8 protein-coding genes are annotated in these 17,196 nt (G+C 49.4%); 7 read left to right on the top strand and 1 reads right to left on the bottom strand.

Annotation, left to right across the window (positions count from 1 at the left end; all coding sequences use genetic code 11):
- Nucleotides 1–76: 76 nt before the first annotated feature.
- On the top strand, nucleotides 77–1,024 hold the full coding sequence (locus tag KJS52_RS17455) for an iron-hydroxamate ABC transporter substrate-binding protein (RefSeq protein WP_213517681.1): 948 nt from the start codon (nucleotides 77–79) through the stop codon (nucleotides 1,022–1,024).
- A gap of 84 nt (nucleotides 1,025–1,108) precedes the next feature.
- On the opposite strand, the gene KJS52_RS17450 is transcribed toward KJS52_RS17455, so the two are convergent.
- Nucleotides 1,109–1,729, bottom strand: a complete 621-nt coding sequence (locus KJS52_RS17450; protein ID WP_213517679.1) for a hypothetical protein — start codon at nucleotides 1,727–1,729, stop codon at nucleotides 1,109–1,111.
- Between the two features lie 441 nt (nucleotides 1,730–2,170).
- Here KJS52_RS17450 and KJS52_RS17445 point away from each other — a divergent pair, with 441 nt between their 5' ends.
- From KJS52_RS17445 to KJS52_RS17420, 6 genes are all read left to right on the top strand, one after another.
- Nucleotides 2,171–3,211 carry a LacI family DNA-binding transcriptional regulator gene (locus KJS52_RS17445; protein WP_213517677.1) on the top strand — a complete coding sequence of 347 codons (1,041 nt, stop codon included), beginning with the start codon at nucleotides 2,171–2,173 and terminating at the stop codon, nucleotides 3,209–3,211.
- A gap of 107 nt (nucleotides 3,212–3,318) precedes the next feature.
- Complete coding sequence (locus tag KJS52_RS17440; RefSeq protein ID WP_246563690.1) at nucleotides 3,319–4,653, top strand: extracellular solute-binding protein; 1,335 nt, start codon at nucleotides 3,319–3,321, stop codon at nucleotides 4,651–4,653.
- A 74-nt stretch (nucleotides 4,654–4,727) separates the two neighbouring features.
- Nucleotides 4,728–6,011 carry a sugar ABC transporter permease gene (locus tag KJS52_RS17435; protein ID WP_213518245.1) on the top strand — a complete coding sequence of 428 codons (1,284 nt, stop codon included), beginning with the start codon at nucleotides 4,728–4,730 and terminating at the stop codon, nucleotides 6,009–6,011.
- Nucleotides 6,012–6,854 (top strand): sugar ABC transporter permease, encoded by an 843-nt coding sequence (locus KJS52_RS17430; RefSeq protein WP_213517675.1) that lies wholly within the window; start codon nucleotides 6,012–6,014, stop codon nucleotides 6,852–6,854. It begins immediately after the preceding gene.
- Nucleotides 6,855–6,889: 35 nt separating this feature from the next.
- Entirely contained in the window at nucleotides 6,890–9,439 is a 2,550-nt protein-coding gene (locus KJS52_RS17425) for a glycoside hydrolase family 31 protein (protein WP_213517673.1), read from the top strand.
- An 876-nt stretch (nucleotides 9,440–10,315) separates the two neighbouring features.
- Nucleotides 10,316–16,735, top strand: coding sequence for an S-layer homology domain-containing protein (locus KJS52_RS17420; protein ID WP_213517671.1), 6,420 nt, complete (start codon nucleotides 10,316–10,318; stop codon nucleotides 16,733–16,735).
- Nucleotides 16,736–17,196: the final 461 nt, after the last annotated feature.

The raw sequence follows: 17,196 nt of genomic DNA, 5'->3' as shown, positions 1-17,196 counted from the left end.
CTTACTGTTAGGCAGCCTACTATAATGAGACTGTAATTAATAATGAGAATCATAATCATTAAAGGAGACTGACCTGATGAATAAGCTTTTGCCAATTGCTTTACTATTAACTTTACTGCTGACTGCCTGCGGCGGGACCACTACCAGCTCCGAGAATTCTGGAGCAAATGCCAACAGCCCAGGTGCTTCGCAGTCTGAGGATACCTTTGTATATGAATCGGAAAATGGCCCGGTCACGGTTCCAAAAAATCCGCAGCGTGTCGTCGTGCTAACAAGATTTTTAACGGGCAATGTGATGCTGCTGGACGTTCCGCTAGTAGGAGTGGACCAGATGGCGAAGGATAATCCTAATTTTGCCGAGCAGCTAAAGGATGTTGAGGTAGTAAGTGATGAAAGTCTTGAGAAAATTTTGGCGCTGCAGCCTGATTTGATTATTGGGCAAAGCAATATTAGCAATCTCGACAAGCTTAATGAAATCGCGCCAACGGTAACCTATACGTACGGCAAGCTGGATTATTTGCAGCAGCATATTGAAATTGGCAAGCTGCTCAACAAGGAAGCGGAAGCCAAAGCATGGGCAGAGGATTTCCAGGCAAGAGCAAGCGAGGCTGGAGAAAACATTAGAGCCAAGGTAGGAGATGACGCAACCGTATCGGTCATCGAAATGTTCAATAAGCAGCTCTATGTCTACGGCTACAATTTTGGCCGAGGAACCGAAATTTTGTATGGTGAAATGGGCTTGAAGCTGCCTGAGAAGGTTGAAGAAGCGACGCAAACTGATGGCTACCTGGCGCTTTCCTTTGAGGTAATGGGCGACTATATGGGCGATTACGTCATTTACAGCAAGGATGAGGCAGAGGACAACTCCTTCCTGGAAACCGAAACCTATAAAAGCATTGATGCTGTAAAAAACAACCGCGTATTTACAGCCGATGCCAAAGCGTTTTATTTCAATGATCCGCTAAGCCTGGAGTATCAGCTTCAATTCTTTATCGATCATTTTCTGGACGGCTCAGAGCAGTAGAATGAATAGCCGGGAGCAGGCGTTAGAGGATTGTATTCCTCCAACGCCTGCTCCTTTTGCTTTGGCAGCTTCCTACTGCACATTTCAATCATGTAAATTAAATTCGAGATAAGAATTCGTTTCTTTATTCTCATAAACTTTTAATTTCGTTATGCTGCCGTCATGCTGATACAACAAGAATCCCTCGCCATTTTCCACTATTAATTTCAGATTGGGATAGGGCTCAGTAACGATATACTCATCATTTATTTTCGTATAATAAACCTCAACTATTAACTCATCTCCCCAATAGCCATGAACAATAATATGATCAGCTTTGAGATTAAACTCATTTATGCGTTCAGTACGGCCAACATAATTAAGCTTTAATTGATTCATAAAAAATTTTGCAAAAGATTCATCGTCAAAGCCGTAGTTTCTCTCTCTATAGATGTCTAAATCATAACTGAGCCAATCAGGGATTAAGCGTATATTTATCTCCAACGTTTTATTTTGATTGTCGAAAGTAGTAAAAGGATCTGAAAGATCAAGGACCTTAGGTTGAGAGTACTCAAACGTTTTAAAATAAGAGCGTATTAAAGTAGTGGTAGGTGTTTTATACAAATTTATTTTTTCACGGAAAAATGGAATAACTGCTGTAAGCATAATTGGCATAATAAGAAGAAGGGATAGCGCACGTTCGACGGAAAACCATTTTTTGGACATGAAGAACACAATAACAGCGAAGACTAAACTGATGCGAGGCATAATATCGAGAAATAGATATGGAATGAGCAACACAATTGGAAAAAAGAGTACAGGTGATAGTAAATATATAGTTAACCATCCGACTACTGCTATGAATAAACTAGTTAAAAAGAATCGTCTATAGTCCATTTTAGGTACCGTCCTTGGTCAACTAAAAAGATGATTTTATTGAATTCAACTATAGTATATCAAATGGTTATAGAAAGTCGAGGCCGCTATGTACTTGAAGCAGGATAGAAGTGTGATCAATCGAGATGAACCGATTGAAAATGAGCCAAGTAAATATTTTTTAATAAGCATATTGACGATGTTTTAATCAGCTGCTATGATTTGATTAAAGGTTTAACCAATGACTGCGATATATGATTAAACCTTTAACCATTAAACTGAGGAGTAGCTATGAAACAGGAAATTAACATCATCGATGTCGCGCAGCTTGCCAAGGTTTCGATTGCAACCGTGTCCAATGTGATTAATGGCAAAGGCAGAGTTTCTACGTTGACAGAGAAAAGGGTTCGCAAGGCGATTGACGAGCTCGGCTACGCCCCAAATTTGTTGGCACGCAATTTGAAAACGAAACGATCCGGCTTGATCGGGCTGGTCGTGCCTACTGTTAAGCCTGGACGGCTTAAGGATAACCCATTCTATTGGGATTTGCTGTCAGGGGTGGAGGAGTACGCGCGTGAACGAGATTTTCACATTATTTTATCCGGGTTTGATGAAGCGGAGGAAAGCTTCGAGTTTGTGAAGGAAAGACAGCTTGACGGCTTGATTATTGTTGGAGCTGGCGAGCAATCCTCGGCGATAGAGAAGGTGCTGGCGCTCAATATTCCGTTCGTTTTTGTTGATAATTATTTGATGAATCCGGATTTGTACCAGGTTTCGCTCGATGACAGGCTTGGCGGCTGGCTGGCAACCAAGCATTTGCTTGAGCTGAACCATCGCAACATTGCCGTCCATATCGGCGACATCCCGCTTGAGCGCATTCATCAATACGGCGTGCTTCATGAGCGCTGGAATGGCTATCGGCTTGCGTTGGAGGAAGCGGGAATTCCGTATGACTCCTCGCTTATGATTCAGCTTCCGACCTCGGCCGAGGGGGGACAAGAGGCGGCGGGCTGGCTGGAGAAGCATTCCGATGTTACGGCAATCTTCTCATTTTCCGATATTGCCGCGATCGGTATTCTTAAAGGCCTGAAGGAGCGAGGCGTTAACGTGCCGCAGGACATATCGGTCGTTGGCTTCGATGATTTGTATATGACAGCGTTTACGAGTCCGCCGCTTACGACGGTTTCGCAAAATATTGTCGTAAAAGGGATCGCTGCGGCGCAGCTGCTGTTTCATCAGATCGAAAACAGCTCCCACTACTCTCGAAAGGTGGTGTTGCCTGTCGAATTGAAGGTAAGAGAAACAACAGGGTGGTTAAACAAGGGTGAATGAGTGCCGCAGCTGCGGCAAATTAGAGAGACGCTGAACATGAAAATGATAGCAAGGGCGTGTCTGAGAACTCCGAGGACAGCGCGTCCTAAACCAAGGGAGGATTTACATTGAAAACAAAACGTATACTAGCGTTTGCAATGACAACGATTTTGGCTACAACGATGCTGTCTGCCTGCGGCCCTGATCGCAGCAATGGCGGCAATACGAACCAAGGCACGAATCAATCGACCAATCAGGCGACCAATACGCCGAGCAGCACACCGGAAGGCACGGATGAAACAGCAAACCAGCCAGAAAAGCCGGCTGAGTTGAAAATTTGGGCAGATGATAATGCTGAAAAACTAGCTGCCTTGGAAACGATTACAAAGCGTTATACCGAGCAAACAGGCATTGCAGTTAAAATTACGCCAATTGCGATGAATGACCAAATTCAAGCGTTGTCGCTTGACGGTCCGGCTGGCAACGGTCCTGATCTGTTCTATCAGCCAGGGATCGGCAGCCTGTCGGTACAAGGGCTTGTTCAACCAATCGAAATTAGCGATGAGGTGCGCGCAAACTTTACAGAGGATACGCTTGGCGCATTGAGCTATGACGGAAATCTGTACGGCATGCCGTTTGTTGTAGAGACCTATGCGCTGCTTTATAACAAAGCGTTAATTCCGGAAGCTCCGAAAACGATCGCCGAGCTGGAGAAAATTGCTGAGGAACAAACGGATGCAAGCAAGGATCAATACGGCTTTTTATTTAATGCGACAGACTTCTACTTCGCTTGGGCATTTATGGGCGGCAGCGGCGGCTACATCTTCAAGGAGGATGGCAACGGCTTTGATATTTCTGATATCGGCTTTAACCAGCAAGGCGCAGTTGAAGGCGCAAAATTGATTCAAAGCTGGTTTGACAAAGGCTACCTGCCTAAAGGCGTCAACGGCGACGTCGTAGGCGGCTTGTTCAATGAAGGCAAAGTAGCGGCTGTTATTAACGGCCCGTGGGCGATTACCGATCATCGCGCTCAGTTGGGCGACAATTTGGCGGTGGCTCCGCTTCCAGTGCTGGAAAACGGCAATCATCCGCAATCCTTTATCGGCGTGAAGGGCTGGATGCTGTCTGCATTCTCGCAAAATGCTTACTGGGCAACTGACCTGGCAGTGTTCCTGACGAATGCGGAAAACTCGCTTGAATGGTTCAAAGCAACGGGAGAAATGCCGCCGAATCTGAAAGCGCTAGAGGATCCGGCAATTACAGAGGATCCGCTTGTTGTCGGCTTTACGGAGCAAACGAAATACGGCAAGCCTTTCCCTAACGTTGCTGAGCTGTCTCATGTATGGGACCCAATGGCCAATGCGCTGAAATTCATTAGCGAAGGCCAGGACGTACAGGAAGTTATGGATGAAGCTGTAACGCAAATTCAAGATTTAATTAAAATGGCTGGCGCCAATCAATAATTACATGAAGCGGGGGATGCAACAGCATCTTCCGCTTTAACAAAGAAGGTGTGAACTTGAAACCACAATCAGAAATGACCGCTGACCGTCGATTCTCGTCGCATAAGCCGATTGCAGCAGTGCTGCTCTCCATATTGCCGGGGCTTGGTCAGCTTTACAATCGCAGATGGATCAAGGGGATATTATTTCTTGTTTTATCGTTTGCCATGCTGGGATTGCTGTATGACTTCATGAACATTGGCTTCTGGGGCATTTATACATTAGGTACAATCCCCATGGAGGATGATTCAAGAAGCTTGCTCGTTCAGGGCTTGTTAAGCGTCCTAGTCACCCTCTTTTTGGCAGTATTTTATGTTTACAATTTGATCGATGCCTACAAGGATGCGAGCAAGCTGAAGCAGGGCTTCAAGTTTCCCAGTGTGTCGGAAGGCGCACGTTTGACCTGGGATCGCGGCTTCCCGTATTTTATGGTGCTGCCGGGCTTGTTTATATTAACCTTTGTCGTTATTTTTCCGCTGGTGTTTATGATCGCGCTCGCGTTCACCAACTACAATATGTACAATTCGCCGCCAGCGAAGCTGCTCGACTGGGTAGGCTTTGAAAACTTTACTGTGCTGTTTACTGATCCGAGCTGGAGATCGAGCCTGATTTCCGTACTGTCATGGACGATTATTTGGACATTCGTCTCCACTACGCTGCAAATTGCAGTGGCGATGGGGCTTGCCGTTATGGTTAATGATGCCAGAGTGAAGTTTAAAAAGCTGATCCGCACGATTTTTATTTTGCCGTGGGCGGTTCCGTCCTTTGTTACGATTCTTATTTTTGCGGCGATGTTTAATGATGGCTTTGGCGCGATTAACCGTGAGCTGCTGGCTCCGTTTGGCATCTCCATTCCGTGGCTGAGCGATCCGACCTGGTCGAGAATCAGCATTATTATGATTCAAGTATGGCTTGGCTTCCCATTCGTATTTGCTTTGTTCAGCGGTGTGCTGCAAAGCGTTTCGAAGGACTGGTATGAAGCGGCCGAGGTCGATGGCGGCAGTCGCTGGGATAAGTTCAGACATATTACGCTGCCGCATGTGATGTATGCAACAGCACCGCTGCTCATCATGCAGTATGCGGGCAACTTCAACAATTTCAATGTCATCTACTTGTTCAATGAGGGAGGACCTCCTGTTCGCGGACAGATGGCCGGCGGCACCGACATTTTGATTTCGTGGGTATACAAGCTCACCTTTGAAAACAACAATTACAAAATGGCAGCTGTGATTTCGATTATTATGGGGGTTATTGTTGCGATTCTGGCACTGCTTCAATTCCGCAGAAGCCGCTCGTTCAGAGAGGAGAAGATGTTCTAAATGAGAAAAACGCTAAAAAATCGCTTGGAGCTAACAGGCATTTATTTGATCGTGCTGTTAATGTTTCTCATTATTTCCTATCCTCTGCTGTGGACGATCAGCTTGTCCTTGAATCCAGGCAGCAGCTTGTTCAGCTCCAGCCTCATTCCTGAAAATTGGTCGTTCGTCCATTACAACTGGCTGTTTAATGATCCAAGCAGCAACTATTTGCTTTGGTACAAAAACACATTGTTTGTTGCGACGATTACATCGATCGCTTCCGTTGTGGTCGTAGCCTTTGTGGCATTTGCCTTTTCGCGCTATGAGTTTGTAGGAAGAAAGTATGGCATCTATTCCTTCCTGCTGCTGCAAATGTTTCCCGTGTTGATGGGGATGGTGGCCATTTACTTGCTGCTCAATACAGTTGGGCTGCTTGATTCCTTATGGGGGCTGGTCATCATTTATATCGGCGGCGGACTTCCGATGAACGCCTTTTTGGTTAAAGGCTATTTCGATACGATCCCGCGCGATTTGGATGAGTCGGCGAAAATTGATGGAGCAGGTCATTTTCGAATATTCTTTCAAATTTTACTGCCGCTTGCCAAGCCAATTATTGCAGTGGTCGCACTATTTAATTTTATGTCTCCGTTTATGGACTTTTTGCTGCCGCGCATTATTTTGCGCAGTCCGGAAAAATTCACGTTGGCGCTCGGCTTGTTCAACTTTATTAATGACAAGTTTGCCAACAATTTTACGAGATTCGCAGCGGGCGCAGTGCTTATTGCCGTGCCAATTGCCATTGTCTTCTTGTTCCTGCAGCGCTACCTGATTTCGGGCCTTGCTGACGGGGCAACGAAGGGCTAAACAGATAAAGAGAATTGGAGAGGAGACAACCAGCATTGGAAACTAGTCTATCAATACATCCTGAGCATTTTGAAGCTGAACAGATCGAGCCGATAACGGCTCCTGGCAATGTCAAGCAGGTTAATACGCTTGGGAGAAGCATTCATTTTCAATGTCAGCATGCTGAAATCTATGCTGTCGTTTATACAGATTCTATCATTCGCCTGCTGCATCGTCCGGCAGGCGCAGCATTAATTTTTGAAAGCTACGGGGTTGTGCTTCAGCCGCAGCCTTGCTCGCTTCACATCGAGCAGCTTGAGCAGCAGACGATTATTCAAACGGCAAATGTAAAAGTCGTTGTCTCACATCAGCCGTTCAGCATCAGCTTTTTCGATGTCCAGACTGGCGCGCTTATTGTTGACGAGCCCGTTGACGGGATGGGCGTGACGCCTTCTGGAGGGGTTCGCTGCACCAAGCAGTCTACGCCAGCGGAGCGCTTCTACGGCTTTGGCGAAAAAGCGGGCTTTCTCAACAAAAAAGGCGAGAAGCTGCTGATGTGGAACACCGATGTGTACGCTCCTCATAATCAGGAAACGAATGCGCTATATGTGTCGATTCCTTATTATTTGGCGATAGATGAGCAGCGAGCCTACGGGCTGCTGTTCGATAATACATCGCAGTCTTATTTCGATATGCGCCATCCTGATTATATGACGTTTGGCGCAGAGAGCGGCGATCTCGATTATTATTTGCTGGCTGGTCCAAATGCGAGGGAAGTGCTTGCGCAGTATCGCGAGCTAACCGGCTATGCGCCTCTGCCGCCGAAATGGTCGCTCGGCTATCATCAATCTCGCTACAGCTATCAAAGCGAGGCGGAGGTGCGGCAGCTTGCAGAGACGTTCCGCGACAAGCAAATTCCGCTTGATGCGATTTATCTCGATATTCACTATATGGACGGCTATCGCGTCTTTACGGTTGATCAGCAGCGCTTCCCGCAGTTTGCCGAGATGAACCGTTCCTTGCAGCAGCAGGGAGTTCGCATTGTGACGATTGTTGACCCGGGCGTGAAGCAGGATGAAGGCTATCATGTTTATGATGAAGGGGCGAAGCGGCGTTATTTCTGCGAGGATGAGCATGGTGCAAGCTTTATCGGTCCTGTATGGCCTGGCGATAGCGCATTTCCCGACTTTACGAGCGAGCAGGTGCGGCGCTGGTGGGGCGAGAAGCAGGATTGGCTTATTAAGCAGGGAGTAGCGGGCATTTGGAATGATATGAACGAGCCGTCGGTATTTAATGAGTCGAAAACGATGGATTTGCATATATTGCATGCCCATGAAGGCAGAGGAGCACGCAAAACGCATCGCGAGCTGCACAATGTATATGGCTTGACGATGAGCAAGGCGACCTATGAAGGACTGCTGCAGTCGCTGCAGGAGCGCCCATTCGTATTAACCCGTTCCGGCTATGCTGGCATTCAACGCTACGGCATGGTTTGGACGGGCGACAACCGCAGCTTTTGGGAGCATTTGCAAATGCTGATTCCAATGTGCTTGAACCTGGGGCTGTCCGGCGTGCCGTTCTGCGGCGCCGATGTTGGCGGCTTCGCGCATGATGCGCAAGGCGAGCTGCTGGTGCGCTGGACGCAGGCAGCAGTGTTTACTCCTTACTTCCGCAATCATAGCGAGCTGAAAAGCGCGCGTCAGGAGCCGTGGGTATTCGGCGAGAGGTTCGAAGCAGCGGTTCGGGAAGCGATTGAGCTGCGCTACCGTTGGCTGCCGCAGCTGTATACACTGGCGGAGGAGGCGGCACGTACAGGGCTGCCGATCATGCGTCCGATGTTTCTTGAGTTTCCGACTCTTGCAGCTGCGGAGTCGATCACCGATCAATTTATGTTTGGCGACAATGTTCTCGTAGCGCCGATTCTGCGGCCCGATCATCACAGCCGCACCGTGCTGCTGCCGCCTGGACGCTGGTTTGACTACTGGAGCGATACCTGCATAGACGGCGGGCAGGTCATCGCAGCAAGCGCCGATCTGCATAAAATTCCGCTATACATCCGCGCCAATAGCGTGCGCTTTGAGGAAAATGTGCGTCAATCAACCGAGCACGCAGCTGAGCAAATTATCTATCATATCTATCTCGATGGCGAGCAGCAAAAGCTGCGCTATCGGTTATATGAAGATGATGGTAAAACGTTTAATCTCGAGTTTGATCATGCTGTAGGCATCGAGCAAGCGGAAGGCCAGGCTTCAAGCAATGAGCAGGTGGAAAGTCAAGCTGCAAGCAATGAGTCAGCGGAGGGCAGTGATGCTTTAGAGGCAAAGCAGGCTGAGCAGTGGCTTGGCATTAAGCCGCATCTGTATGAACAGCCTGCCTATAAGGTTGCGGCTGCGTATGAGGTAGCAGGCACGATCGAGCTGCAGCAGCAGCGCTTGAGCATTACCGAGCAAAAGCTGCACGACAGCTATCGTCCAACCTGGCAAACGCGCAAATTTGTCGTGCACAGCCTCGTTCCGATTAAGGAGCTCAGCTTCGAGGGTAAAACGATACCGCTTCAGCAGGCAGTAGAGGGAAAGAGCAGCAGCGCCGTCATTCCATTTCTTTAAGAGGAAGTTTAAAAAACATGACTTTGATGACGATGTGTTGCGTGAGGGATTACTCGACGTCGAATATGTCACGCTACCGAAAAAGTATGCTTCCGAAGTATGTTTCCTACGGAAACATTGTAGGTGCTCACGTAGCTAGTGCCTACGCTTCGCTCCTCGCCTTCTAGTATCGTGCCATCTTCTTGGTCCTGAAAGCCCTGCTTTTTAAACCTTGATTTGGAAGGTGAAGTTTAAAAAACATGACTTTGATGACGATGTGTTGCGTGGGGGATTACTCGACGTCGAATATGTCACGCTACCGAAAAAGTATGCTTCCGAAGTATGTTTCCTACGGAAACGTTGTAGGTGCTCACGTAGCTAATGGCCTACGCTGCGCTCCTCGCCTTCTAGTATCGTGCCATCTTCTTGGTCCAACACTCAAAAAAAGCTACAGCGGAGGAGCAAAGTATCCGGAAAACGAAGTGGGTCGCCTTTAACATCGTAATGCTACCTTATAAATTCAAATAAGAGCATTACGATTTAAAAAGCGACTGAAGGATGCATTGCTCCGTAGCGCTGACTGAAGGATGCATTGCTCCGGAGCGCTGCTATCCCGCAAGACTTCTGAGCAAAGCTAAAGTGAAGGTTTTAAAGAATCTGGATAACGCTAAAGTAGCAGTTTGCTGTCAATGGAGATCTAACGAATATGTGTAACGCTAATGAAGAAAAACGGCCTCATTTAGTGTGAAAATAAACTAATAAGATGCTGTGCATTCATTAGAACGGAGAAAGACGTCATTTGTCACAAATAGCGTTATCCAGTTTCATTAGGGCGTGTCTGAAACCACCAGTGGTACTATTCACCACCATTTCAAAACAGTAGAAGGGAGCTTTATTATGTTGACAGGTCAGAAACTAAAGCTGATTGCTTTGGCATTGCTGCTGCTGTTTAGCTCCCTCCCTGCTTTTCCAAGCGGGAAGGTGCAAGCAGCGGATGTGCAAGCTGAAGCGGCGCAGGATGCTTCATATGTGCGCATTCAAAATCAGTATACGGGCGCTTATTTGTATGCGCTGGAGGACAAGGTTGCTTATGGCAGCCCGGTAGAAACCGACCAAGCCTCGCACTGGCAAATTGTGCAGGATGGGGAACAAGTAAAAATTCAAAACCGCGAAACTGGTAAATGGATGGCGGTGTCTGCAGCCGAGTCGCATTTGGAGCCCGTTGTGCTTCTGCATGATGAGCAGGCCAGTCAGCCGCAGGAAGCGGAACGTATTCAGTGGCATTTGTTGAATGCGCTTACAGATGGGTTTTTCAACGTAGAGAGCGCTGCAAAGTCACAGTCGTATTTGCATGTCGAGGATGGAACTGGCTATGCCCAGGCGAGCAATATTCCGCCGCAATGGGGCAGTGTGCAGTGGAAGCTTGAACCGGTCAACACCTATATGCGCCTGAAAAACAGCTATACCGGCGCTTATTTGATGGCACTGGATGATAAGGTCAGCTATTCCACAGATACAGCAGAATCAAATCCTGCTGGACATTGGGTGATTGAGCAGCAGGGCGAGGATGTGCGGCTTGTAAACCGCAGCAGCGGCAAGGCCATTTCACGCAGCGGCCTGCAGGACCATCTTAGTCCGCTTGTGCTGGAGGAGTTAAGCGAGCCTGCTAAAGCGGAGACCCAGTGGAAGCTTGTAAGTGCTGGGGAAGGACTGTGGAATATTCAAAGCAGTCAGCAAAGCGAACAGCTGATTCATTTGGAGGATTCGACCGGTTATGCCCAGGCAAGCTCGATCCTCGCAAATTGGGGCTCAGCGCAATGGATGCTGGAGGAGGTAAAGACGAAGGCTCCTCATGTTGACAATCCCGATCAGGAGCAGCCGGGCTATATCCGCATTCAAAATGATTGGCTTGAGCTGTATATGTATGAGGATGAAGGCGTTCTTCGTTACGGCAATGTAAGCAGCTCCGATGAGCGCGGACACTGGCTGGTTGAAGAGCATGACGGCGCATATACGCTGCAAAATCGCGCTACAGGACACTATATCAGCTTGAACGGTGTAACCGATGACCTTACCCCTGTACCACTTGTTGAGCAGGTGGAAGTAGATGACGCTATATTATGGAATATTGCCAATATGCAAACAGCGGGCAACAAGCATATTTCGGCGATAAATGAGCAGGGTGAAATTTACTTGCATGTAGAGAAAAAGCTCGGCCATGTGCAATATGGAGCTATTCCAGCCGCATGGGGCAGTCCGCAGTGGCGTTTTATTGCTGTTAAGGATAGCGGACCAAGCTTTATTCGCTTGAAGAACAGCTATACCGGCCAATATTTGTATGAGCAGGATGGCAAGGTTGCATACGGCGAGCCTGCATTGGAGGATGCTGCTTCCCATTGGCAGCTGGAAGCACTCGACAATGATCAGTATCGCATTATAAATCGGGCAACGGGCCATTACATCCATATTGAAGGGATGGATAGCGGTGAAAATGCCCATCTGGCGCCATTGCCTGCTGGTGAAATTGAGTCAAGCTGGACTAGCGCAAAATGGACGCTGCCGGAAAGCGGCGAGGGCATCATCAATATCGTGAACGTTTATCAGCCTGACAAGCTTGTTCATGTTGAGGATGGAACTGGCTATGCGCAGGCGAGCAATATTCCTTCATTCTGGGGAAGCGCGGGCTGGATTGTAGAAGCAGCGCCAGAGCATATGCCGATCGCTATTCCAGAGGGATACGCGCGCTTGAAAAATGAGGCTACCTCGCAGTATTTGTATGAAAACGCCAACGGCGTCATTTTATATGGCGAGCTTGCCGAAACAGATGGCAGAGGGCATTGGCTAATTGAAGCAAATCCCGATACGCCGCAGCAATATACGATTACAAATCGCTTAAGCGGCAAGCAAATCCAGTACAGCACAAAGGATCAGCTGCTGGTGACGGTCAGCCCAGCCGCTGGCGAGGAGCAAAGCTACTGGTGGATTGAGCCGGCGCCAACAGGCAGCCATGCGCTTATTCGCAGCACAACGGCTCCGCTTGAATATGTGCATTTGCGTGATCGGGCAGGCTATGCGCAGCAATCGCTGCAGTCGGTTGAAGCGGCAGATTTGCACTGGAGCATTGAGCAGGCAAGCGAAACGGTAGTGCCTCATGCGGAGGAAAGCAATAGTGAGCCTGTATATACAAGCTGGATTCCGCACAACCAGCCATTCCAGCTGCATGGACAAGGCAAGCAGCTGCTCATTAAGCAGGAGCAAATTGTGCTTGAAGAAAGCTCGGCGACATATGCGCCGGATGAAGCAGAGTGGGTGCTGTGGGATTATAACGGCTATCAATGGCTGCAACATAAAGCGACTGGCTTGTTCGTTTATTGGAACGATGAGCTTGGACGTTACGAATCGGCAACGCAGCAGCAGCTTGGCGCTGAGCCTGACGCCAGCTTGTCCTGGCAACTTGCATCAGGGAAAGGCAAGCTGGAGCTGACGCCGTATAAAGCGGCGAGCGTTGCAAATGCATCAAGCGCGTCAAGCGCTCCACAGCTAAGCATCGTTTACACAGTAGCGGATGTAACGATTCAAGCTGAGGACGCTTTTGTCAGAGGCGGGCTTGCAGTTGAAACGCTGCTGGCACGGAATGCGGAAGGAAGCGGCGTTGTAGCGGGCTTTACCGACCAAGAGCAGCAGCTTATATTTACGGTTCATGCGCCTGAAGATGGCACCTACAAAACTGCACTGCGCTACGCCTTCGCCGGCAGCGGCAGCAAGCAGCTTGAGGCTAAGGTTAACGGACTTGCTGGTGGAACGGTGCAGCTCAACTCCGCGGCAAGCTGGGATGAATGGCAAACCGCACAATTTGAGCTTTCGCTGCGCCAAGGGCTAAATACAGTCGTGTTGTCCAGCGTCTATAGCGACAAGCAGCCGCTGTGGCTTGATCAACTTACTGTCGAGCAGGTGCTGCCGCTAGCCTATCGCGGCGCAACGGCTGAAGCGGTTGTTTATGAAGCGGAGCTGGCAGCAACGACTGGCGAGCTGCTGGAGCCAGGCAGACAGTATTATTCTATGGCAGCAGAAAGCTCGGCAAGAGGCGCAGTGAAGCTGGTTGAAGCCGAGGATGACATTACCTTTGAGGTTCAGCAGGCTGCAAATCGTTTGACCTTGCGTTACATTTTGCCGGATAGCGAGGATGGCAGCGGAATAACTGCGCAGTATGGGCTGCTTATTAACGGCAAACTGGTCGAGCAGCCTGTTATTAGCTCACAATATGCGTGGGTATACGGCAGCTATCCGTGGAGCAATCGTCCTGCCGATGGCAATGCTCATCGCTTCTATGACGAGCACACAATTGCTATTCCTGAGGTTAAAGCTGGCGATGTCATTACGATTCAAAAGCTGAACGAGCAGCCATATATGATTGTGGATCTGATCGAATTGGCGCTTGCGCCAGAAGCCTATGAGCAGCCGCAGGGCTATGTCAATGCAGCAGATTATGGAGCAGTTGCGGGCGATGGACAGGATGATCGGGCAGCGATAATCGAGGCGATCGCGGCTGCGCAAAAGCTGGGCTATGGTGTTTACATTCCTGCTGGTCAATATGAGATAGCAGGCGAACCTATTCCAGTATCCAACATTACGATACGCGGAGCGGGCAAATGGCATACAGAGCTGATTGGCTACGGCTTTATCGGGCTTGGCAGCGATGTGGAAATATATGATCTGGCGATTGACGGCAAGCGCTCCGCTCGCATCGACGAGCTGGAGGAATCTGGATTTGACGGCACATACGGCACGGGCTCGATTCTGTCTCATTTGCGAATTAACCGTACGAAAACGGGCATTTGGATCAATCAGAAGGAGCTGGACAGCGGAGAAATGCTGGCTACTACAGGCTTGTACGTGTCAGATGTACAAATTCGCAATACGTATGCCGATGGCATTAACTTCAGCAGCGGCACCAGCCATTCAATGGCGGAGCATGCTTCCATACGCTATTCGGGTGATGATGGATTGGCAATGTGGGCGAACGGCACACAATCAGTGGGCAATACGTTCCGCTTCAATACAGTAGAGCTGCCATGGCTGGCAAGCAATATATCAATCTATGGCGGCAAGGATGTGACGGTTGTTGACAACATTGCGGCTGATACGATTGCATTTGGCGCAGGTATTAGTGTAAGCACGAGACATAATCCTGAGCGCTTTGAAGGCACAACGCTAGTAGCACGCAATACGCTGCTGCGTACAGGGGGCAGAGAGCATAACTGGCCTGCAGATTTTGGCGCGATGTTTATTTATACGAGTGATCGACCGCTGGATGGCAGTATTGTCATTCAAGACAACAGTATTGTCGACAGCACCTATCAAGGGATTTCCTTCCTTGGCGAGCAGCCGGCGAGTGGACTGCTGCTGGAGCGCAACAGCGTTGAGCGTTCTGGTACTTGGGGGATTGCAGCTTCAGGCAATATTTCCGGCACTGCTGCGCTTGGCGGGACGATCGTGAGAGACTCAAGACTGGGCGATTTACGTGAAGGCGCTGCGGCATTTGAGCTGAAACGGTTAAACCAAGGCTACAGCTTTAAGGATTTTGATTTCTACGTGACCTTTAACGGCGTGCGGCAAGCTCCGTTTGTGCTGGAGCTTGGCGATACGGCCGAGCTGACAGCTTGGACAATGGCAGGAGATAAGCTTGATTCGGCAAGCATTGCAGTGGAGGGAGAGGCAGTTGCAGTACAGCCAGATGGCAGTTTGCAAGCGGTTAAGGCAGGCAGCAGCGTTGTAACGGTGACGGCAGGCAGCAGCACAAGAGCTTATACAGTGACAGTGCGTGACACTGAGGCTCCGGTATGGAGCACAAATGCTGCTCGTCTATCGGCAAGCGTGCAAAGTGCTTCGGAAATTAAATTAACATTGCCGGAGGCAGTCGATGCAAGCGCGGTCAGCTATCGTTTGACCTGGAATGGCGGCTATCAGCTTATAGCCGGCACGGAAAAAGAAGTGCTCATTTCCGGATTGCGCTCAGGCAGCAGCTATCAATTTATGTTGGATGCAGTTGATGAAAGCGGCAATTGGAGCAAGAATAGCTTGACGGCTACAGCGGCAACTACAGGCGGAGCAGTCGTTCAGCCCCAGCCTCAGCCTGAACAGCCGAAGCCTGACAGCAGCTTTATTGTCACAGAGCGCAAGGATGAGCAAGGCCAGGCTGTAACAGCCTACCAAGTGACAGATAGCGCTTGGCAGCAGCTGCTTAACCATGCGACAGGAGAGGGCATGCTGATCAGGATGCCTGCAGAAGCGGCAGCCAAGCAGGCAGCGCTGGAGCTTTCTGCTGAACAGCTGCAGCAGCTTGCAGCACAACAGCAGCTCAAGTCGATTGTTGTACAGTTGGGCGAGGTGCAATATAGGCTTTCTACAAGGGAGCTTGCAAATCTGCTTGGACAAGAGGGCGAGCTGATTGCATTGTACATGTCGCAAGCTGAGCAGCTTCCTCTTACGTTGCCGGAGATGAAGCCGCAAAGCGCATTCCATTCGATTTCCGTATATGTCGATGGCAAGCAGGTTGATTCTGCGCAGCAGCAGCTTACGCTGCAAGTGACCGCTCATTTGGATGGAACAAAAGCGGAGGAAGCAGTCGTACAGCAAAAATGGAGCGTGCAATACTATGATGCTGCCGCCAAACGTTACCGCTATGTGCCGGCAGTGTTGACCAAGCAGGAAAACGGCGGCTTGACGGTTGAGATTCCACAGCTGTACAGCAGCAACTGGGTAGTAGTCGAGCAAGCACGAAGCTTCGATGATATTCAGTCGCATTGGGCTAAGCAGGAAATCGAGCGCTTGGCTGCATATGGCATCATCAATGGCAAGAGCGATAAGCGTTTTGCACCAGAGGAGCGAGTGACGAGAGCCGAATTTGCACAGCTTATTGTCAATGCGCTGGGCATGCCTGGAGTCGGAGCAGCGCGTTTTACGGATGTAGCCGAGCAGGATTGGTATTATGCAGCGGCAAGCGTTGCAGGCGAACTGCAAATTGCTCAAGGCTACGCGGACGGCAGCTTTAAGCCGCAAGCCTTCATTACCCGTGAGCAGCTCGTCGTTATGCTCGTACGCACATTGCGCCTGGTCGATCCTGAGCTAGCGCCTATGCAGGCGGATTTGTCGCTTTATAAAGACGGAGATCAGGTGTCGACATGGGCACAAGCCGATGTTGAAACGGCTCTGGCGATCGGTCTGTTGAAAGGCACGACCCCAGATACGCTGTCACCGGGAGGGGAGGCGACAAGGTCAGAAGCAGCAATATTAATCAACAGATTCATAGAGAGGTAGTTCAAAAATCCGACTTTGATGACGATGCGGGGCTTCGTAGTAGATTCGACGGCGAATATGTCACTCTACCGAGTGCTCCGGTGCTCACGTAGCTTTTGCCTACGCTGCGCTCCTCGCCCTCTAGTATCGTGCCATCTTCTTGGTCCTGAAAGCCGAATTTTTGAACCTTCATTGGAAGGGGTAGTTTAAAAAACAGGACTTTGATGACGATGCGTAGCTTCGTAGCGGATTCGACGGCGAATCTTGGGCGCTAGCGAAAATTCCGGTGCTCACGTAGCAATTTGCCTACGCTGCGCTCCTCATTTTCTACTAGCGTCCAAGCTTCTTGGTCCTGAAAGCCCAGCTTTTTAAACCTCAATTGGAAGGGGTAGTTCAAAAATCCGACTTTGATGACGATGTGATTGCGTTGTAGCTTAGTCGGCGTCGAATATGTCACGCTACCGAGTGCTCCGGTGCTCACG

The organism is Paenibacillus montaniterrae (assembly GCF_018403185.1).
Classification (GTDB): Bacteria; Bacillota; Bacilli; order Paenibacillales; family Paenibacillaceae; genus Pristimantibacillus; species Pristimantibacillus montaniterrae.
Note: the sequence above shows the minus strand (reverse complement) of the source record. Positions and strands in the feature narration are given on the sequence as shown.